This is a genomic window from Streptomyces sp. NPDC059989 (assembly GCF_042736975.1).
Classification (GTDB): Bacteria; Actinomycetota; Actinomycetes; order Streptomycetales; family Streptomycetaceae; genus Streptomyces.
The window spans coordinates 125,287-144,247 of the sequence record NZ_JBHWUO010000021.1 but is presented as its reverse complement, the minus strand read 5'-3'; the positions used below and the strand labels follow the sequence as shown (position 1 = coordinate 144,247).

The 18,961-nt window shown below is 69.0% G+C and carries 19 protein-coding genes; 14 read left to right on the top strand and 5 right to left on the bottom strand.

The genetic code is table 11. The features are described 5' to 3' along the window. The first annotated feature begins 94 nt into the window (after nucleotides 1-94). From ACFWBN_RS20680 to ACFWBN_RS20625, 12 genes are all read left to right on the top strand, one after another. A complete protein-coding gene (locus tag ACFWBN_RS20680) occupies nucleotides 95-400 on the top strand; it encodes a hypothetical protein (protein ID WP_385178335.1) in 306 nt (101 codons plus the stop codon). A 28-nt stretch (nucleotides 401-428) separates the two neighbouring features. Further along, on the top strand, nucleotides 429-1,184 hold the full coding sequence (locus ACFWBN_RS20675; protein ID WP_385178334.1) for a hypothetical protein: 756 nt from the start codon (nucleotides 429-431) through the stop codon (nucleotides 1,182-1,184). A 667-nt stretch (nucleotides 1,185-1,851) separates the two neighbouring features. Continuing rightward, complete coding sequence (locus ACFWBN_RS20670) at nucleotides 1,852-2,241, top strand: hypothetical protein (RefSeq protein WP_385178333.1); 390 nt, start codon at nucleotides 1,852-1,854, stop codon at nucleotides 2,239-2,241. Continuing rightward, the gene (locus tag ACFWBN_RS20665; protein ID WP_385178332.1) at nucleotides 2,238-3,047 is read left to right on the top strand and encodes a DUF317 domain-containing protein; all 810 of its coding nucleotides are present in this window, start codon (nucleotides 2,238-2,240) and stop codon (nucleotides 3,045-3,047) included. The genes ACFWBN_RS20670 and ACFWBN_RS20665 overlap by 4 nt, the downstream gene beginning before the upstream one ends. Before the next feature lie 21 nt (nucleotides 3,048-3,068). Continuing rightward, nucleotides 3,069-3,416, top strand: a complete 348-nt coding sequence (locus ACFWBN_RS20660) for a hypothetical protein (protein WP_385178331.1) — start codon at nucleotides 3,069-3,071, stop codon at nucleotides 3,414-3,416. Next, nucleotides 3,413-4,177 (top strand): DUF317 domain-containing protein, encoded by a 765-nt coding sequence (locus ACFWBN_RS20655; RefSeq protein ID WP_385178330.1) that lies wholly within the window; start codon nucleotides 3,413-3,415, stop codon nucleotides 4,175-4,177. Before ACFWBN_RS20660 ends, ACFWBN_RS20655 begins: the two co-directional genes overlap by 4 nt. A gap of 149 nt (nucleotides 4,178-4,326) precedes the next feature. Further along, nucleotides 4,327-4,881 (top strand): hypothetical protein, encoded by a 555-nt coding sequence (locus ACFWBN_RS20650; protein ID WP_385178329.1) that lies wholly within the window; start codon nucleotides 4,327-4,329, stop codon nucleotides 4,879-4,881. Nucleotides 4,882-4,961: 80 nt separating this feature from the next. Beyond that, entirely contained in the window at nucleotides 4,962-6,695 is a 1,734-nt protein-coding gene (locus ACFWBN_RS20645; protein ID WP_385178336.1) for a type IV secretory system conjugative DNA transfer family protein, read from the top strand. Nucleotides 6,696-7,072: 377 nt separating this feature from the next. Further along, nucleotides 7,073-7,237 (top strand): hypothetical protein, encoded by a 165-nt coding sequence (locus tag ACFWBN_RS20640; protein ID WP_385178328.1) that lies wholly within the window; start codon nucleotides 7,073-7,075, stop codon nucleotides 7,235-7,237. Then, a complete protein-coding gene (locus ACFWBN_RS20635) occupies nucleotides 7,234-8,472 on the top strand; it encodes a DNA cytosine methyltransferase (protein ID WP_385178327.1) in 1,239 nt (412 codons plus the stop codon). The genes ACFWBN_RS20640 and ACFWBN_RS20635 overlap by 4 nt, the downstream gene beginning before the upstream one ends. Then, on the top strand, nucleotides 8,472-9,593 hold the full coding sequence (locus ACFWBN_RS20630) for a DnaB-like helicase N-terminal domain-containing protein (RefSeq protein WP_385178326.1): 1,122 nt from the start codon (nucleotides 8,472-8,474) through the stop codon (nucleotides 9,591-9,593). Before ACFWBN_RS20635 ends, ACFWBN_RS20630 begins: the two co-directional genes overlap by 1 nt. Nucleotides 9,594-9,651: 58 nt before the next feature. After that, the gene (locus ACFWBN_RS20625) at nucleotides 9,652-11,034 is read left to right on the top strand and encodes a DUF317 domain-containing protein (RefSeq protein ID WP_385178325.1); all 1,383 of its coding nucleotides are present in this window, start codon (nucleotides 9,652-9,654) and stop codon (nucleotides 11,032-11,034) included. A gap of 397 nt (nucleotides 11,035-11,431) precedes the next feature. On the opposite strand, the gene ACFWBN_RS20620 is transcribed toward ACFWBN_RS20625, so the two are convergent. Further along, entirely contained in the window at nucleotides 11,432-12,328 is an 897-nt protein-coding gene (locus tag ACFWBN_RS20620; protein ID WP_385178324.1) for a DUF5655 domain-containing protein, read from the bottom strand. 322 nt (nucleotides 12,329-12,650) lie between these two features. Between ACFWBN_RS20620 and ACFWBN_RS20615 the strand changes: the two genes are divergently transcribed. Continuing rightward, entirely contained in the window at nucleotides 12,651-13,214 is a 564-nt protein-coding gene (locus tag ACFWBN_RS20615) for a hypothetical protein (RefSeq protein ID WP_385178323.1), read from the top strand. Further along, complete coding sequence (locus tag ACFWBN_RS20610) at nucleotides 13,211-13,999, top strand: hypothetical protein (RefSeq protein ID WP_385178322.1); 789 nt, start codon at nucleotides 13,211-13,213, stop codon at nucleotides 13,997-13,999. The genes ACFWBN_RS20615 and ACFWBN_RS20610 overlap by 4 nt, the downstream gene beginning before the upstream one ends. Nucleotides 14,000-14,052: 53 nt before the next feature. On the opposite strand, the gene ACFWBN_RS20605 is transcribed toward ACFWBN_RS20610, so the two are convergent. The 4 genes from ACFWBN_RS20605 to ACFWBN_RS20590 all read right to left on the bottom strand — a co-directional run bounded on the left by ACFWBN_RS20605 (nucleotide 14,053) and on the right by ACFWBN_RS20590 (nucleotide 18,881). Next, nucleotides 14,053-14,634 (bottom strand): dihydrofolate reductase family protein, encoded by a 582-nt coding sequence (locus ACFWBN_RS20605; RefSeq protein ID WP_385178321.1) that lies wholly within the window; start codon nucleotides 14,632-14,634, stop codon nucleotides 14,053-14,055. Nucleotides 14,635-14,741: 107 nt separating this feature from the next. Then, complete coding sequence (locus ACFWBN_RS20600; protein ID WP_385178320.1) at nucleotides 14,742-15,296, bottom strand: flavoprotein; 555 nt, start codon at nucleotides 15,294-15,296, stop codon at nucleotides 14,742-14,744. A 331-nt stretch (nucleotides 15,297-15,627) separates the two neighbouring features. Next, on the bottom strand, nucleotides 15,628-16,497 hold the full coding sequence (locus ACFWBN_RS20595; RefSeq protein ID WP_385178319.1) for an IS5 family transposase: 870 nt from the start codon (nucleotides 16,495-16,497) through the stop codon (nucleotides 15,628-15,630). Between the two features lie 488 nt (nucleotides 16,498-16,985). Next, entirely contained in the window at nucleotides 16,986-18,881 is a 1,896-nt protein-coding gene (locus tag ACFWBN_RS20590; protein WP_385178318.1) for a hypothetical protein, read from the bottom strand. Nucleotides 18,882-18,961: the final 80 nt, after the last annotated feature.

The window sequence follows — 18,961 nt, the reverse complement described above, 5'->3', positions numbered from 1 at the left end:
GAGTTGCCTACGCGTCACGACCACAGTCCTACTGGGTTCCACCTCGCGAAGAGGCCAGAAGCCAGGAACTGATCACGACATCACACAGGCCCTAGTGGCGCCCGGAGACGGTGTCCTGCCGGCCACGGTCGAGGTCCTCGAAGCAACGGCCGAGTTCGTCGCCGGCCTCGGCGAAGACGCCGACCCGCATCACGCGGCCCGAATCCGCGGCCTCGCGGAGAAGATCGCGGCGGTCACCATCGAGATCTCCGCGTACCGCAACGCTCTCGCCGACCGGCACACCGCGCACCATCTGCGTCCGGCCTGCACCGGAGTCGAGAGCACCGAGCGTGAAGCCTCCGTCGTCTGCTCATGCCCACCACCGCCTCCCCCGGCTCCCGCAGTACACCGTGGGCGCTGAACTCCCCCGACCACGCACAAGGTTCCCCATGCCCTCGTCCCATCGGCGCGATGACCTCGCCGCCTTCGCCGCCTCCCTCGCCACCCGCCTGCCAGGCCCGACCTGGACCAGCACGTACACCCGCCACGTCGCGTATGCCGATCAGTTCCCGACGACCGCCGAGCTGTGGGACGTCGGCGCCATCGGATACGCCGCTTCCAACTTCGTCATAGCCCACCAAGCGGTCCTCAGCCGCGCCGACGGAGCCCGCCTGTTGGTCTTCGACCGGCCCATGCGAGCCCGCCAGTTCATGATCGGCCCTCTGGTTCCGGACGCCGGGCCTGACGCCTTCCACAGGGTGGCCGAGCCCAACGGCATCACCGTCCCCGCAGACCCCGTCCGCGCGGCCTCCCAGGTCGGCCGCCGGCTCCTGCCCCGGTATGAGGCAGCTCTGCAACAGGTCGAGCGCAATACGGAGCACCCCATCCCCCGTCGGCCGGCGCCGCCCCTCCTCGCTGGGCGGGTCAGCATGGCTTGGTACCCCGACGGGACCGTAGGCGCGGTATCGGGAGCGGATGGCGCCGCCGAAGCCCTGTACCGGTCCGGATTCCAGTACCACCCGTACGACCGGATGTTCGTGCTGCCGCCCTCGCAGTACGGCGACCGTGAGCAGATCACCCGCATCCACCTCGTCTCCCAGCGCTTGGACCGCCTGGGCATTGGTGTCGTCGTCCGTCCCTCGCTCATCTCCAAGCCAGCACGGCCGGCCGCCCATAGCCAGGGCGTCCCCGTCCGCAGCCGTTGATCTCGTCCCATAGCCCCGCCCAGAGAGGACTGCCGCCCTGAACCACGCTGACGAATTCGGCACCGCCGTCGAGGTCTACCGACACCACTTCGACAAGGCCGTCTACGCCGACACCCGCACCGGCGCCCCCGAGCGCCTGCTGAAGCTGCTTGACGACCAAGGCTTCGAGCGGAACAGCATGCCGCCGATCTACGTGTGGCACGCGCTCCCCACAACCCTCAGCCCCGAAGAGGAACGCCAGCACGCGACCCGAGCCATGGTCGCCGGTACGGCAGCCGGATACCGGGTCGGTATCACGCCCGAACTCTTCGACGAGGCGACGTACTCGGAAGCCATGGCCACCCGAAGCGGCCCCGTGCCACACCCGCCACGAGGCGTCCCCGCGCCGGGCCGTGCCCCACGCCGGCGTTCCTGACCTCGCTGGAGATCCGATCACCTCACCGCCCAAGCCCCTCCGGCTTCCACCCATCTCCATCCGGCACAGACCCCGGCTCGCCTTCCTTCTGCTCCGCCGCTATCTGAAGGTCCGCACGTTCGGCAGCGACCGGCGCCCGCTCCCTCGAACGGCAGGGACGACCTGCGGCGCCGACGGCGGGGCTCGCTGCCGCTCCCCGCAACGCAGCGCCGAGCAGCGCCTCGTTCACCCCGACTCCTGAAAGGAGGTCGCTTGTTCAACGTCACCGCGCAGGACCTCAACGACGTCCGCATCACCCTCGCCGCCCTGGCTGTGCAACTGGACGAAGGAACACCCGCCGAGGATGCCGCAGCACTGTTGAAGCCTGTCTTCGAGATGGACGACGGGCTCCTCTACCAGGTCAGCAACGTCCTCGGCTCGGTAAGCCGGATGGCCAAGCGATATGCCGACGTCGGTGTCGAAGACGCGGGCATCTGGCGGGACCTCGCCAACTCCTGCGACGCCGTGTTCCGTCAGGCCGAGAACCTCCTCGGCACCGAAGCCGAGATCGCCCAGTGGCCGGCCTCCACCCCCGCTCTGGCCAAGTCCTCAGCCCCCTTGCCGCTGGCCCCTCCGGTCCCTCCGGCTGGGAGGAGCCGATGACGCGGCAGTGGGAAGGCTGGGGGCCGGGAGGCGAACTCCCCGAGCAGCATTACCTGATCGAGCCCCGCCACCTCGCCGGCGGCGGCGACATCCGACACGTCACCGAGTACCTCCGTGCCAGCGGATGGGCCGACAGAACGCCCCGTGCCGGCACCCCAGTCGTCTTCGACAGCCCGGACCAGTCCGTCCGCCTCGGGTACAACGGCGTCGCCGTGCCGCCGGGCTGGACGGTCTCCGGCCGCGCCACTCCAGAACAATCTGCCTGGCACGTGACCCTCACCGCGCATGTTCCTGTCGAGATCATCGCGGGGCTCACCGACGCCCTGACGCAGCCCAGCCCGGCGCATGCCCCAAACGTGTGGGCGCCCTTGGAGGAGCAGAACTGGGCAACCGCCCGCGGGAAGCACTTCACCGCGACCAGCCCGGACGGCGATGCCTGGATCCAGTTCCACCAGAACGGGCCGGGCGAGGCGCACTGGTGGGCCAGCGCCCGAACCGAACACGGACGGGCCTGGGACGCGGTGTTCTCCCAGAGCACCCCGATGCACCTGGTCCAGGAGTTCGCCACCGCCCTCGCCGACCCCCAGCCCGTGATGCGGCCACGAGGGCACGTACCGGCCACCGACAGGATCCGCACCACCTCGGTGTCCGTCCTGCCCTCCCGTCTCGCCGCCTGGAAGCAGGCGCGCGCCACCGCCGCCCGCTCCGCGACCTGGGCCAAGAACGCGTGGGCCGCCCGCCAGCCTCGCAGGCCTGCACCCCGCTCTCACACCTCCCGGAGCGGTGCCGCCGCCGGCCGCCGCTAACCACCTCACTACAGGACGCCCATGCCCGACAGCACCACTGAACTCACGCCCGCGCAGCTCCAGGAGGTCGCGAACACGCTCCTGAGGCTCACCGCGCACCTGCGATCGGGCCCCGCCCCCGAACAGGCCCTGGACCTGGCTGCCGTCCTCCTCGACGAGGATCACGGAGTCCTCGTCCGCCTCTCCGAAGCCCTCCGCGCAACCTCCCGCTACCTGGTCCAGCAGGCACCCGTCCCGTGGAGCCCGCAGGTCGAACACACCGTCCAGTGGCTCACCCTGGCGGCCAACGACATCCAGGACTGGACGATCCTTCACTTCGACGTCAGCCGGCTGCGCAGGGCTCCCTTCCGGAGCCAGAGCACCCCGTGAACGAGGACCTGCGAGCCTTCGCCGAAGACAAGAAGGGCAAGTTCCATTGCGAGGTCAGCCCCCGCCACATGGCCGGCCTGGGGGACCCCCGGCACATCACGCACAGCCTGCGCGCGGCGGGCTGGAAGCATGATGGTGACCGCGGTCTCCCGCAGGTCTTGACGAGCCCCGACCACTCGCTGGGGCTCGTCCTCGACCCCTTGTCGCCGCACCAAGCGTGGTCGGTGGGCAGCGCCCTGATGTTCGTGCCCGGCTACTGGCACGCCGGGTTCACCCGCAACGCCCCCGTCGAAATCATCGCGGGACTGACCGACTCCCTCATCCGACCGGCCCCCGCGCACGCTCCAACTGACGTATGGGAGACGCTGGCTGCCGCCGGGTGGAATGTCAGCGACGGGCCTCGCTGGCGCGAGGCCTCTGCACCCGGCCAGGGACTGAAGATCAAGCAGGTCGGGTCGGACAATCGGGACGACGACCACTTCTGGTGGAGGATCCAGGCCGTCGAGCAGTCCTACAGGGGCAGCGTCGAAACGGTCTGGTCTGCTGCCCTCGACCAAACCACACCGCCACACATCATGGCCGGCCTGATCCAGGAGCTCGTCAACCCGGCCGCCCTGCTCCGAGGTTCACACGACCACGGCGCCCACCACCGAGCGACGCAGGGCGACGTGTTCACCGCCGGACCGCAGATCGTGGCAGCCCACAGCGACCGTATGGACGCGGCGCGCGCAGGGGCCCGAGCCCTCGCCCGAGCAGCATAGCTGCCGTCCGCCCTTCCGCACTCACCGGCCCTGACCTCAAGCGCCGCAGAGACGGGCCGGACCCGGTAGCCCCCTACCGGAGGGCGGCGCACCCCGTGCCCGCCCTCCGGGAACTCCCACTCCCTGCTGTTCGAAGGACGACCCTCCTCTTGGCCTTGTCCCCCACCGACCTCCACCGGCTACGCCTCCAGCAACTGGCCGTGTACGTACGCGACAGTCGCGCCCACCTCCAACCAGCGCAGGACGACCTCGGTGCCGGAACCGAGGAATCAGCGATCGCGGGCGCCGCAGCACACGCGGCTACCTGGCGGGCGTTCCGGAAGATCTCCTACAGCACCGGGCAGCTCGTCACCGTCGCCGAGATCCAGGCCACGCGACTGCCAGCGGATGTCCTGCCCGATTCCTGGGCCGGCATCTGCGCGGGGCTGCGCGACGCAGCCCGCCGCCTGGACGACCTCCAGGCTCAGTGGCTGGTGGACCGCGAGGAGATCCTCGCCCGCGACACCGACTCGCGAGCCGAGTACGAAGCGACCCTGCAGCGCCGCAACCGCGCCGCCTGGCCGTACTTGTCTCTCTGGACCCGCTCCGCAGAAACGATTCTTCAGCTCGACGTTCTCGCGCGCGGGCTCACCGCGCACGCGCCCCGCGTTCCCGGACCGCCCCCACTTCCCCGCCGCCCGGCCGCGCCGCCGAACCGGCCCTGAACCAACGCTCCTAGGACGTCCGCTTGCCGCCCAACCGACCCGACTCCTCCAACGATTTCACCGACCTGGCGTTCAAGCTGATGCTCGGCACTCTGGCCGTGGCCATCCCCTGGGCCAACCTCGCCTGGCTGGGCGCCAACAGCACGACCTGGCTGACCGGTGCAGGCGCGTGGGCTCCGTACGACCCGGCCAACGCTCTCCTCCACCCGGAACGGCTGTGGCCCACCACCGGCAGCACCGCCCTGGTGATCGGCCGCCTCATCATCCCCGGCGTCCTCCTGGCCACGATCGCACTCGTCGCTCTCAGCCTGTGGAAAAAGCGCACCGGCGGAGGGACGAAGAAGAAGGTCGTGGGGATGGCCAAGGCCCGGGACATCGAACCGCTTCTGGCCAAGTCCCTCAACGGCAAGGCCCGATCGCTGCGCCCCAGCCTGAAGGAGGTCAAGAACCTCACGCCCAAGGACACCGGGATCCTCCTCGGCAACATCGCCGGAAGCCGCACCGAGGTCCGGATGAATTTCGAGGACGTGGCCGTCGCGATCATGGCACCCCGGTCGGGCAAGACGACCACCCTGGCCATTCCCATGATCCTGGCCGCCCCCGGTCCGGTCCTACTGACATCCAACAAGGCCGCCGGCGACGCCTACACCTGTTGCCTCGAAGCCCGCGGCATGGTGGGCCGGACCTGGTCGATGGACCCGCAGCAGATCGCCCACGCGGAACGGACCATGTGGTGGAACCCGCTCGCCGACGCCGACAGCCTCGAAGGGGCCGGCCGCCTCGCCGGCCACTTCCTGACCGCCGCCGTCGATGCCAGCCAACAGGGCGACTTCTGGTCCAAGGCCGCCAGCAATGTGCTGGCCCAGCTCTTCCTCGCGGCCGCACTCGACCAGCGCCCCATCACCGACGTCATGAGCTGGCTCGCGTTCCCCGCCGACCGCACCCCGCTCGACCTCCTGCGCGACCACGGCTTCACCGCCGTCGCCTCCCAGCTCAAGGGAACCGTGGAAGGGCCGCCGGAAACACGGGACGGCATTTTCGAAACCAGCAGGCAGTACGCCGCCTGCCTCCTCAACGCGGACATCGCAAAGTGGGTCACCCTGCAGAAGGACGCCGACGAGTTCAAACCCCGCGACTTCGTCACGAGCACCGACACCCTGTTCCTCCTCAGCAAGGACGGCGGCGGCGGCGCATCCGCCCTCATCGCAGCCTGCGCGGACTCCGTCATGCGCACCGCGACGGCTCAGGCCGAGCGCGCCGGCGGGCGCCTCGACCCGCCCATGATCTGCGTCCTCGACGAGGCCGCAAATGTGTGCAAGATCGCGGACTTGCCCGACCTGTACTCCCACCTCGGCAGCCGCGGCATCATCCCGATCACGATCCTGCAGTCCTACAGGCAGGGCCAGCGCGTCTGGGGCGACGCCGGCATGGACGCCATGTGGAGCGCCTCCACCATCAAGGTCATCGGCAGCGGCATCGATGACCCCGACTTCGCGGACAAGCTGTCCCGGATGATCGGTGACCACAACGTCGAGACCACCTCCACCTCGACCTCCGACTCCGGCAAGTCCACCTCCGTCTCCATGCGGCAGGAACGGATCCTGCCCGCCGACGCCATCCGCGCCCTCCCCAAGGGATCCGGACTCCTCTTCGCCACCGGCATGCGCCCCGCGATGCTCGACATGCGCCCCTGGTACCTGGAGCCCGGAGCCGACGAGCTGTCCGCCGCCTCCGCCCGCGCCTCGAAGGCCATCACCGCCCGAGCCATCGCCAAGGTGACACCCGGGCAGGCCGACTTCGGGACGGCCGCGTGAGCAAGGGTCTCATCGCGATCGAGCCTGCCGGTGCACCGCCCGCCTTCCAGGGGGGTCCTCCCCACGACCGCGTCCGCCTCACCCTCAGCGGCGCGCTGTCTGTGGCGGCCTTCCTCGGACACGGCCCGCACACCCCAGCCCGAGCGACCCCCACCGCGCGGCCCGCCCGCGCCACCGCAGCACCGGCACGAGCCCGCTGACCCCATGCCCTCTCCCCCACCTTCGCGCCATGGCCAGACCCAGCGCCCGCACCACCATGGAAACCCCTCTTGGAAATCCCCCGTCACCACCGCCCCTCACCTCGAGCCGGGTCTTCTGCCTGTCTCGCGTACCCCGCCGAAGGATTCGTCGGGCCGGCAATCCGCCACCCCTATCGCGTGCCCCTGAGCGAAGCACCGAACGACCACGGCAGCACAGCGGAATGGGCGGCCATCCAGCAGGAAGAGCTGAAACAGGGAGTGGCCAACGGCACGCCCTGGGACTGCCTCGGCTCCGATGCCGAGACGGACCTCGTGCAGGACGACGTCGGGCCGATAGCGTGAGGCAGCGCGACGTCTTCGACCTGTTCGCGGGCCCCGGGGGCTGGAGCCACGCCCTGCACGTACTCGGCATACGGGACGTGGGTCTGGAGTGGGACGAGTGGGCCTGCAAAACCCGCGCTGCCGCAGGCCAGTTGACGATCCGGACCGACGTAGCGATGTACCCGGCGTGTCCGCTGGTCGGCCGCAGCGACGGGTTCATAGCGAGCCCGCCGTGCCAGGCGTGGTCGATGGCCGGCAAGCGGCTCGGTCTGCTCGACCAGCCGCTCGTCCACCAGGCCGTCGCCGACCTCGCCGACGGCCGGGACACCCGGGAGAAGCTCCTGGCCGCGTGCAAGGACCCCCGGTCCCTGCTGGCCGCGGAGCCGATGCGCTACCTCCACGCCCTGAACTCGGTGGGCGAGCCGGAGTGGATCCTCATGGAGGAAGTCCCGGACGTCCTGCCGCTGTGGCGGCAGTACGCCTCCACACTCCGGACCTGGGGTTTCTCCGTCTGGACCGGAATCCTCAACGCCGCCGATTACGGGGTGCCGCAGACCCGACGGCGGGCGATCCTGATCGCCTCCCGAACCCGCGTGGCCGAGCCGCCGACACCGACCCACGCCCAGAGTGCCGAGCCCGAGTCGTTCTTCGGCCCGGGCCGCGAGAAGTGGGTGTCCATGGCAGAGGCGCTCGGCTGGGGCGCAACCGACCGCCCCGTCCCCACGGTCTGCGCAGGCGGTGGTCCAGGCGGAGGTCCGGAGCCGTTCCCGTCCGGGGCCCGCAAGACCTTGATCGACGCCCGCGACCGCGGCACCTGGAAGCCCCCCGCCTCACCCCCCGCAACCAAGCGGACCCGAACACGTCCGTCCCGCTCCGACGCACCAGCCTGCACCTGTGGGCGGCACCCCTGGGCCTGGTCGCTGCGGAGCAACAACCAGGCCAACGCCACAATCCGCGGCATAGACGAGCCGGCCGGGACCTTGTTCTTCGGGCACCGAGCGAACGAGTGCGTGTGGGTCGCGGAGCCCGCAGGCGCCGCTCCCAACGCGGAGGCAGCCGCCCCAGATCCCATCCGGATCACCGCCGCCGAGGCAGGGGCGTTGCAGACCTTCCCCGCGGGCTATCCGTGGGCGGGCACGAAGGGGGCGCAGTTCAGCCAGATCGGTAACGCTGTCCCGCCCCTGCTGGCCGGCCATCTCCTTGCGCCGCATCTCGGCAAGAGCCTGTCCCGCTCCGACTTCGTCCTGGCTGCCTGATGCCCAACTCTCCGGTATCTGAGCCGGACTTCGGCCTGGCGGACATCCCGCCGAACCCACCTGTCCACTTTGCCGAGCAGGCCCTCCTTGGCGGCCTTCTCCTCGAGCCGCACCGGATCAAGACGATCGGCCCGCTCGGCCCGGATCATTTCGCCTCCGCCAACCACCGGGCGCTCTTCGCGGCGATGGCCGCGCTCACCGCGCCCTCTCCGGACCTCCACGCCAAGGAGCCGGTGTGGATCACAGCCGTCCTCGCCCACGCCCGCCCTCACGCCCGCGGGCTGACTCCCAGCTACCTCCATGCCCTGGCCTGGGCCTGCCCCGACCCTGCTCATACCCCCACGTACGCGCGGATGGTCCGCTCCGACCACGCACGGCGAACCGTCCTCATGCACGCTGGCCTCCTCGTTCAGGCGGCCACCGACCGAGGCCTGCCGGACCCGGCCGCCGTGACACTGAGCCGGACGGATGCTCTCGCCGCGCTGCTCGATCACCTGGCCGGCTCCTTCCCCTCCCACCCCGGCTCTCTGCCTCGTACCCCGCCCCCGGCGCCGCCGGGCTGCCAGGAGGGGCCCGAAGTCGCCAGCGAGGAGCAGCTGCTGCTGTCGACGGCCACCGCGTACCCGGAGGCTCTGGCATCGATGCGGTGGCTGCGCCCGGAGGACTTCACCGTCGCGCTGTACGGCGGGCTGTACCGGTGCCTGGCCTCTCTGGCCAGCCGGGGCGAGCCGGTCGACAAGGTGACCGTGCTCTGGGAGGCACAACAGAATGGTCTGCTTACATCCGCGTTCGGCCCGCAGGACGCCCTGGAGCTGCTGGACGCCCCGGCAGGATCCCCGGAGCACTGGGGCGAGCAGATCCTGCGACGTGCCCTCTTGCGCCACGCGCACCTCGCAGGCCTGCACGTCCAGGCTTTCGCGCAGGACCTGACGAACTCCCCACACCAGGTGATCACCGGTAGTCGCCGGGCGCTCGCCCACCTCGCCGGGGTCCGGGCCCGCTGGCAGCACGCCAAGCCGACTGCCGGATGCCCACCTGTGCCACCTGTCCCGGCTTCCCGGGCCGGTCCTTCCCACCAGCGGACCAGCGCCCCAGCCGCCTCTCCGCGGTCTTCCCGATAAGCCCACCCCACCCGGGTCCGGCCGGCCACCCGCTGGCCGGACCCGAGAAGCGAGCCGCATGCCGCGCCGCACGTACGACGCCGATGTCCGACTGGCCCTCCACCCCGACCACAGCAGCGCCGTGGTCGCCACGATCACCGCCTCCGACCGCTACCTCGCCCGCGCTGTGCTCGCCGAGCACGGCTTCCGGCCGACCGGCGACGAGACCATGGTCTTGGCCCGAATCGACCACGATGAGGCCCACCATGCCGACAAGGCTGCCTGGGCCCTCCGGGAAGGCGGTGCGATCGTGGAGGTCAGCGCCGCGCTCCAGGAGGAGATCGAGACCGAATGGACCTACGGCAATGCCCCAACGCACTGGCAGTGGCTGACCCCGGAAGAGATCCGCGAGGCCACCGGGGAGGCCCAGCGGATCCATGACGACATCGTCGCCGGCCGCCTCGTCATCCACCGCCACGCTCATGACGGCTGGACCACCGTCGCGGTGGGCACCTACGTCGGGGGCAAGAGCGTCCACCTCCACGGTGAGGACCACCTCCGCACAGAGGAGACGGACTACGCCTCTGAAGCCGAGGCGGTAGCCAACTTCCACCGCCACCACACCGTTGCGGTCCGCCCCGGACCGGCCCCTCTCACCGACATCGAGCGTGCCGCCTTCGAAATCCTGGGCATGGCACCGTCCTCCACCGCGCCTACGGCAGCGACGTTGCGCCTCGCAGCCGAGGAGGTGCCGCAGCTGGTGCCTGTGTACGCCAACGGTCCTGGCGACCACGAAGCCCTCCTGAACGACTTCTTCACCACCCACGGGGAATGGGAGAAATGGCGGCCTCACGACGAGACCACAATCGCCAGCCACGAATCCCTCACCCTGCGCGTCGAGTTCCTTCACGACGCCAGCCACGGCGACAGCGCCTGGACGATCGCCGCCTACGAGTCACCCGTCGGCGAACGCCTCTGGCACGCCACCGCCACCCCAGCCACCCCCGTCGCCATCATGCGCACCCTCCTCAACAGCCTCAGCACCGATGACGTCTGGGGCCGGGGACCCGGCACCCCCGTCAAGGAGGAAGACCTCGCCCAAGCGTCCCGCCCCCTGGAAGACGCGGGCTGGCCCTTGAAGGTCGGAGCCCGGCTGATCGACTGGACGGCGCCCACGACCGACGGGGCAGGCCTGCGCTTCGACACTCTCGTCAAGCAAGGGAACGTCCTGCCGGCCTGGACGATCTGGGTCGGCAGCACGGTCGACAGCCCCACTTGGGCGATCCACCTCTCCACGCACGCCCCCACGTCCCTCATCCAGGACGTCACCTTCGAACCGGCTCACGGCTACAGCCATCGGCCGCCGCCACTCCACGCCACCAGCACCGCCCTCAATCTCGCCCAGAAGCCGGTTGCAGCCTCACCCCCGGCTGTGGCGCATCGGCCTGCTCCCAGGCGCTGAACCGGCGGACCCGGCGCGGAACGTGGTCTGGATGGCCAACACGCAGAGACGCGCCTTCACGCCCCGATGCGGCGGGTCATAGAGCTACTGTCTGAGTGAGACCCCGTCGAATCCCCCCCTCGACGGGGTCTCACCGCGTACCCGGGACAGCCGTAGAACGGCGCCACCTCGTTGGCTCACCGCAAGGAATCGACTCGCGAATAGCCCTGCAGCGCCGGCAGCGGTGCGCGGCATCCAGCACCCAGGCGAAACAGCGGCCTCTTATAGCAGTGGATCCACGAATTCCGAATTCACAGATCCGCCGCATCATGGAAGGACACCGCCACCTCCCGTACGCACCACGAAAGGCCGACGCCGCTGCCCGAACCACAGCTCGACACCGCGGCCCGCCGAGCGGTCACGCGGCCTCGTAGGCCAGCCGGAGTAGCGGCTCCACTCGGTGCAGATCGCGGTCCGTGCGCAGCCGAACTTCCAGATCGCCCGTTCCGTGGTGGCCGATCTCGCTGACGTCCCGGGTGAAGCCGGGGACGAGGTCGACCTCCTTGGGCGACAGGCGAAGGGTCACAACGACTTGCTGTTGGTGCCCGTGGCTGACACAGGCGAAGTTCCGCAGCGTCCGGTACGCCCGGTACTGCTTGCGGTCGATGCGACTCACGTCGTCGCCGAGCCCCAGGAGCAGTTCCTCCAGCGCGGCCCGCAGGTCCGAGACACCGGCGCTCTCCGTCGCCCTGTCGCCCTCGGCTGCCCTACGCTGCCGGCGGTCGCTTCTGACCGCTCCGTCAGCGACGACGGAGGCGACCGGCTCAAGGGCCAGGAGGTCGTTGCCGAAGTAGCTGTAGCGGACCAGGTCGATGCTGTGCCGGATCTCGCGTACAGCATGGACGTCGTAGCGCGTGAAGTCCTCCGCGACGCAGATCAGCCTGGGCGCGCTCCACAGGACCTGGTCTGCGGCTGCTTCCCCGAGCTGGTCGCGGACCAGGTGCTGGAACTCCGCCTTGTGGTCGACGAGCCACGACAGGTAGAAGAGGCCCTGCGTGATGACGCCGGCGTCCCGCCCGCGCTTGTACTCGACGACGACGGGCGAGCCGTTCTCGTCGATACCGAGCGAGTCGATCCTGCCTCCGTGCACCGGCCCCGTGCTGTACTCGCTCGCCAGGAACCGGACGCCGAGCAGGAGCTCCATGTTCCCCTCGACCACGTCCTGCAGGTGGCGTTCCAGCTCCGCCGGCCTCGCGGTGATCTCCACCGCGCCCCCACCGTTCACATCGAACAGCCTCAGTCTCAGCACCCCCATGCATCGCTGTCTCCAGGGGCCACAACAGCGACGGAGACCGAATTGTTTCCGCCTCGACCATCGGGTACGTAAAGGATCCTGTGAGAGGCTGAAGCACCCGGTGCGGTGCGTGCACTGGCGGCGGGCGGACGGGTAGCCCGTGCCGCCTGAGTGCCCCGGCTTCGACAGGGACCGGTACAGGATGCGCAAGGCATCGTCGACATGCGCTGCAGTTGTGCAGGTAGCCACAGCGACGCTCGCAACTGAGACGCGTTGATTCGCTCCCCTGTGAATTCGGAGACAGCGGCACTATGTTCGTGCTCTCGACGGTGAGGGGGAGTGCATGGGCCCTGACGACGTGATGATCGATGCCCTGGCCGACAAGATTCTTGGCGGAAAGGTCGGAGGCGCCATCCACCTCCCATTTCAGTGGAAGCAGAAAAACGCACCCCGCCGGCTCGCTGCCCCCATACACGTCGAGGCCAACACTCCCGTCCGAACCGACCTCTCCTGCCGCCTTGACCTACGCTTCCGGATAGGCCTCGACAAGCCGTGGGAATACAGCCTGATGCTCCTCCACCCCGGGAGCGGCACCATTCTGCGCCGCCTCGATGTACGTGGAACCCACCTCGACCGTGAGACAGGCGAGCGCTTCATCAACCGCACCCACAAGCACAAGTGGAGCGAGCAGCGGAGCAACAGAGACGTCTACGCCCCGGACGACATCCGTCACGCGCCGGACCCGATCCCCGAAGCGACTCTCACCTCCATGGACGAAGAATACGACCGCGTGGTGCGGGACTTCGTGCAGGAGTGCAGGCTGAACATCGCCACGGGCTACGTTTGGGTTCCACCTGCGCCGCCCGTACCAGCCGCCACACTCGAGGGATTCGAGGAGTACCCATGAACGCCTCTCCCCTCGACCCGCGACTGGCGGAAGCCCTGCGGTGCTGGCACGTTGCGCCCGCCGGACGTACCGGTACCGTCTCACTGACCGGACGCTCGTTCTTCGCCGACGGCGACGGAGTAACCGTCCTGCTGCGCGTGTCAGGAGACGACGCACTCGCCAGCGACGGCGGCGCGATGGTGACGCGTTTGGCCGATGCCGGCGTCGACGTCTGGGGCCCCACCCGGGCCTCGACCGCCTGGGCTGAGACCCTCAATGCATTCCGGCTCGGCGAGGTGGATGGGCGGATCGTAGGCCGCCGACCTCTGGAGCAAGCCGCGACTCTCGTCTCTGACATCAGCAGCGCGATGCTGACCACGGATGGCCTGCGATGGCTGGCAGCCCCCGAGCGGGACAGCACACTCGTACGCCAGTTCTATGCCTACCTCGACGACTCCCGCATCGCCTACGATCGACGCCCGACGGTCGAGCTGCCACGCGGCGCCAAAGTCCGCCCCACCGCTCGCATCAACTTGCCGAAGCGGACGGTCCTGGTTCAGGCCGTCGGCGGCTCCGAGCAAGGCCTCGAGCACGCCCTGTCCCTCGTTCAGCGCATCGAACGCGCGGACTATGCCTTCGATCAGCGCCTAGTGCTCCTGAAGGGCAATCCCCAGGCTTGGCCAGCCGACCACCTTGACCTCTTGGCCGACCACACCCCCGTCGGATTCTCCGACCGCATGGACGCCGTCACGAGATTCCTGCGAGAGGGGACTCCGATCGAACGCCCATTCCCCGCAGAACCGTAGCCCGCCGCCGGAACGACTTCTGCGGCAGCGCCTCGCTTACCCGCTTAGATCAGTCAACGGCGCACCCGATAGCGCAGGTGAAGCACCCGGTTGCCCTGAATCACCGCGTCAGGATCCTCCAGCAGGTGCTGCGCGTGGACCGACCCGAAGTAGCGTTTGCCGGACCCGAACACGACGGGTACGACGTCCATGCGCACCTCGTCGACCAGGCCCGCGGCAAGCGCCTGGCCACCGACGTCGCCGGCGGCGACCTCGACGATGCGGTCGCCCGCAAGCTCCTGCGCCTTGGCCATGGCCGCCTCGACGCCGTCGGCGAAGTGAAACGGCGCCTGGGGATCCCATCCCTCGGGCTCCGGCCGGTGCGTCACGACGACCACGTGGCCGATCCCGCTCGGAGGCTTCCCGTCCCAGCCGTCCGTCTGGTCGAAGACGTGGCGGCCGGCGATCGTGACTCCGATCTGGTCCCAGTACGGCCGGGTGTAGTCGTAGGACGTCTGCGACACCTTGAGCTCGCCGCTCTCGTCCAACGGGACGTCACCGCTGGTCAACCAGTCGAACAGTGGTCCGGGCTGGTCGTTCTCGTCCGCGATGAAGCCGTCCACCGACATCGAGCTGTACATGACCACCTTGCCCACGGGGCTCTCCTCTGCTTCGGGGTGCCCCAAATTCGCGGGTCGTGAGCTGTCGCTCTTGTAAGAAATCACCTGGTTGCACGAGTCTTACCGACACCCCGATTCTCGTGTCACTGGGAATGCACCAAGTGCGGGAAGTGCGAGGCCAAGAGGTCCACCGCCTCCTCCCAGTGGAAACGATCAGCACCACCCCCGGACTTCGGGCGGTGAGGCATGTAGCTGCCGAACATCACGCCCATCTCACGCAGCTCATCGACGCTGCGCCGATACGCTCGGTGGGCAGCAAGGGCGGTGTTCACGTAGGGGAGCACCACCGTGGGGATGCCCATGCCGGGCGCCTCGCAGAGAATGCCAAGTGCGAGGTTGTCCGCGAAGCCGGCCGCCCACTTGTTAACCGTGTTGAAGGTGGCTGGTGCGACTGCGATGGCGTCTGCCCTCGGGCACGACCGCGCATCGCTGGGTGAGCGCCAGGCAGAGCGGATCGGGTAGCCGGTCTGGTTCTCGATCACCTGGCTGTCGAGGAAGTCGAGGCCCTGTGGGGTGGCGACAACTACGACCTCCCAGCCCCGTTCCTGCGCGGCGGTGATGAGATTGCCGACATCGCCTGCGATCCCAGCCGCGCACACGATGACGTACAAGAAGGACTTGTGCTGCGGCTCAGCCACAGGGCACTCCCAGTCGACGGCTGAAGTGGTGGAACTCTGGCAGGGTACGCCGGCGGCCCCGGGCAACAGCAGCCTCACCGAGCCTTCAGTTCCTCCTTGCGGTCCAGAGGGTGGCTTCGGACGCTGCGGCCGGCGACCGGTGTGATCACGATGGCCCGCGCTTCGGTGTAGGCCGCGACCAGCGTCCGAGCACGCCCCGCACCCCGTGGTTGCGACGAGTTGGCACGGAGGTCTCGGCCTTGGGAGGCAGCAGCCGTCGCCCGCGCCCCCATGGGGGCGCGGGCAAGCGACGAAATGCAGTCGCCCTTAGAGGTCGTTTTCGTCCGCTGTTTCATCCCGGGATGGTCCGTTTGGTGGGCTTCCTCGGGTCGCGCCAGGAGATGGTGTTCTCGCTGGTGATGCGGCGGGCCATGAGGTCGGCCATGGCAAGGTGGATCACGGCTTCGGAGCGGGTGTGAAGGGTCTCGTAGTCGCGGGCCAGGCGCCGGTGGAACATGAGCCAGCCGTAGGTCCGCTCAACCGCCCACCGTTTGGGGATCGGGGTGAAACCCCCGGTCCCGGGCTTGCGGGCGGTGATTTCCATGTCGATGCCGAGGGTGGCGGCGTGCTCGACGAGGTGCTGGCGATAGCCCCCGTCGACCCAGACCTTGCGGACCCGAGGGTGGTCGGCGGCGACCTGGTCCAGGAGCCTGGTGCCGGCTGCGGAGTCCTGCACGCTGGCCGCGGTGACCAGCACTGCGAGGAGAAGGCCGAGTGTGTCGGTGACGATGCTCCGCTTCCGGCCGACGATCTTCTTGCCGGCGTCGATGCCCTGGCCGGAGGCATGAACGCTGGTGGAGGTCTTGACGCTCTGGGTGTCGATCACGCAGGCCGACGGCTCGGCATCGCGTCCCCCCTTCTCCCGCAGGAGCTGCCTGAGCATGCCGCTGAGCTGGGCGAACACGCCCTCGTCGGCCCATTTGGCGAAGTACCCGTAGACGGTGTTCCAGTGCAGGAAGTCATGCGGAAGGTAGCGCCACTGGACCCCGGTCCGGTCGACATGCAAGATCGCGTCCATGATGTCGCGCAGATCGTGCTCGGGCGGTCGGCCGAAGTCCAGGGACCGGCCCCGGCGCTCGAAGCGCCAGGCCGCGAGGACCGGCTCGATCAACTCCCAACGGGCATCGGACAGATCGCTCGGATACGGACGTCGCTTCGCCATGCTTCCGGCGTACCGCGCCGGACCGACTGCGCCCAGGCGCACAGGGATGACGACGGAAGCACCCAGCATCGACAGCCGGGCATCCTGGGATGAGACAGGCACGAGCAACTCCTCGCCTCATCCGTCACCCCTCCGGCCCCATCGGTCGCGGCCACACCTGCCGACTCTCCCGCACCACGATCCGACCATCCATGAATCAGTTGATAACGAGCCGAGGCAGACGAAAACGACCTCTTAGCGCCGGTTTTCGTTCCGATGTATCAACCCCCGAAGACGGAGGCGGCCGAGCTGGAGGAAGGAGGTCACCGCCCGGCCCGCGCTGGACGTCGAGGCTCGCGCGCTGGAAGGGGTAGCTGGCCAACCGGTGACCGTGATGACCCGGGTGGAGCGCCCCACGAGAGGCCCGGCCCGCGTGGTGGAGAGCGTGGTGCTCGCCGAACGGTACACGCTCGTCTATCGGTCCGCCGCAGACCGGGACTGAGCCGTCGTCACCGGATGTTATTGATGATGGACTCCGTCGTCTGGAAGCGCTCGGCGCGGGCTATCTCCCCAGCCATTGCTTCAACGGCGGCCGGGTCCCCGGCCTTCTGACGTAGGATCTCGCCTGCGTGCAAGTCCCCAGCGCCTTCATGCAGCATCGCCAGCGTGGTCAGCGCCTCACCGGCAAGACGATGCCGTGCCTTGATCAACTTTTCCGCCATGGCGGCCAGGGCCAGTTTCGGGTCATCGTGACTCCGTTCCACTCCAATGACCTGGTCGATGGGCTTCACACGCCGAGTCGTCAGAAGAACCAGTGCGCCTGTGTGGCCGGCCAAGGCAGCCAGTTGACGAAGGCTGTGAGCCCACTCGAGGCGGAGGGAGTGAGCGGCTTCGGCGAGATTGTTGAGGTCTTCGGGATTGGCGAGGTGAGTGCGGGCCGCATACCAGAATGAGGCGGGAGGGCACAGTGCCCCACGAGCGCTGCGGCCGTGCTGTTCGAGGTAGTCCGCGAGCCGGAACACCGGCCCCGCCGCTGGGCCCAGGTGCAGCGCCGGCCCCGCTGCTGGGAGGTAGTCGGCGAGCCGGAACATCGGCCTCGCCATTGGGCAGGGATGCAGTAGCACCTTCCCATCCTGCAGGGGCGTGGGTTCTGGTCTGCTGGGAGGGCGGCGTTGGGGGCGGGGTCTCGTGCGGCGCAGCGGTGCCTGCTTGCCGTGGACGGGGTGGGAGAGGTCGGCGAAGGCTGCTTCTGCCCAGTCTTCGGTGAGCTCGTCGTAGTCCTGGTCGCTGAGGTAGTCGATCGCGGCGTCAATGAGGAAGGCTTGAGGAAGGTGGAGGCCCACACCGAGACGGCGTGCGTCCATAGCCGCCTCCAGCACTGCCCTGGCGGTCGGCGTACCGAGCTCGTAGCGGCGCTCCAGTTCGGGGGCTCCGGCGAGATCCTGCGTCACCCGCCCGTGGAAGCGAGCCCGGGTCAGGGCATCGGACAGCAACCGGTCGCCGCCCTCCGCGAGGGAGGCTGCTGTGTGCAGCGCCGCTTCATCGAAGGTTTCCGGGACGGTGACGGTCCTTCCGGCAAGCAGTTCCCGCACCTGGCTGTGCGGATCTGGCGTGCCAGGTGGGAGCAGGGCGGTGTACTCGTTGGCGTACTCGGGCCAGAGTGTGCCCAGGACCAGGACTGGGCCGCGTTCAGAGCGGGTGAGAAGGGTACGCACGGCGGCCGCGATCTGCTCACCCACGCGCGGGTCGCCTAGGTAGTGCTGGGCCTCGTTGAGCCATACCACTGTGTGGGGCGCCACGTGTTCAAGGTCTTTGAGCGCAGCATGGGCTCGGGTGGGGTCGAAGGGGTGCCACAACCGCCAGCCCTGAGCCGAGAGCGGCTGGACGGCTTCCCAGCAGGCCCGCGTCTTTCCGGTCGACGACGACCCGATCAGTACCACCATTCGGCTACGGCCCTGTGCTGCGTCCAGCACCGCGGCCCCGAGAATCTCGTCGTGGGCCCGCAGGACATAGCCGGGCAGCATCCGCTCCGGTACAGCGGACTCGTGCCTGATGGGAATGGATCCGGCGGGGTGCAGCTCCAAGTCGTGAGGGTCCCACTCGCCAATCGGCTTTCCCGGGCCCGGGCTGCCCTCCCCGGTGGCGGTGCCGGTTGCTTCGGCTGCGGTCCGCCGCAGTTCCATCAACTGTTCGACGGGCAGGTTCAGTACCTGGGCCAGCGCCACGACCGTCTCGGCCGATGGAACGGGTCCGCCATCCTGCAAGGCTTGCTGCACGGTCGTGCGGCCCTTCCTGGCACGGGTGGCGAGCTGTGTCTTGGTCAGCCGGGTGCGGGCCAGCCCGTCGGTTAGTTGCTTGCGCAGCTCGGTGAGCGCAGCATCGGCTTTCGTCTGCTCGTCGTGCACCTGTCCGCCCCGGCTTGATGTGTTCGCCGGTGTTCATCATCGCCCGGCCGGACCCCGGCGAACACGGTTTCCGAGACCTT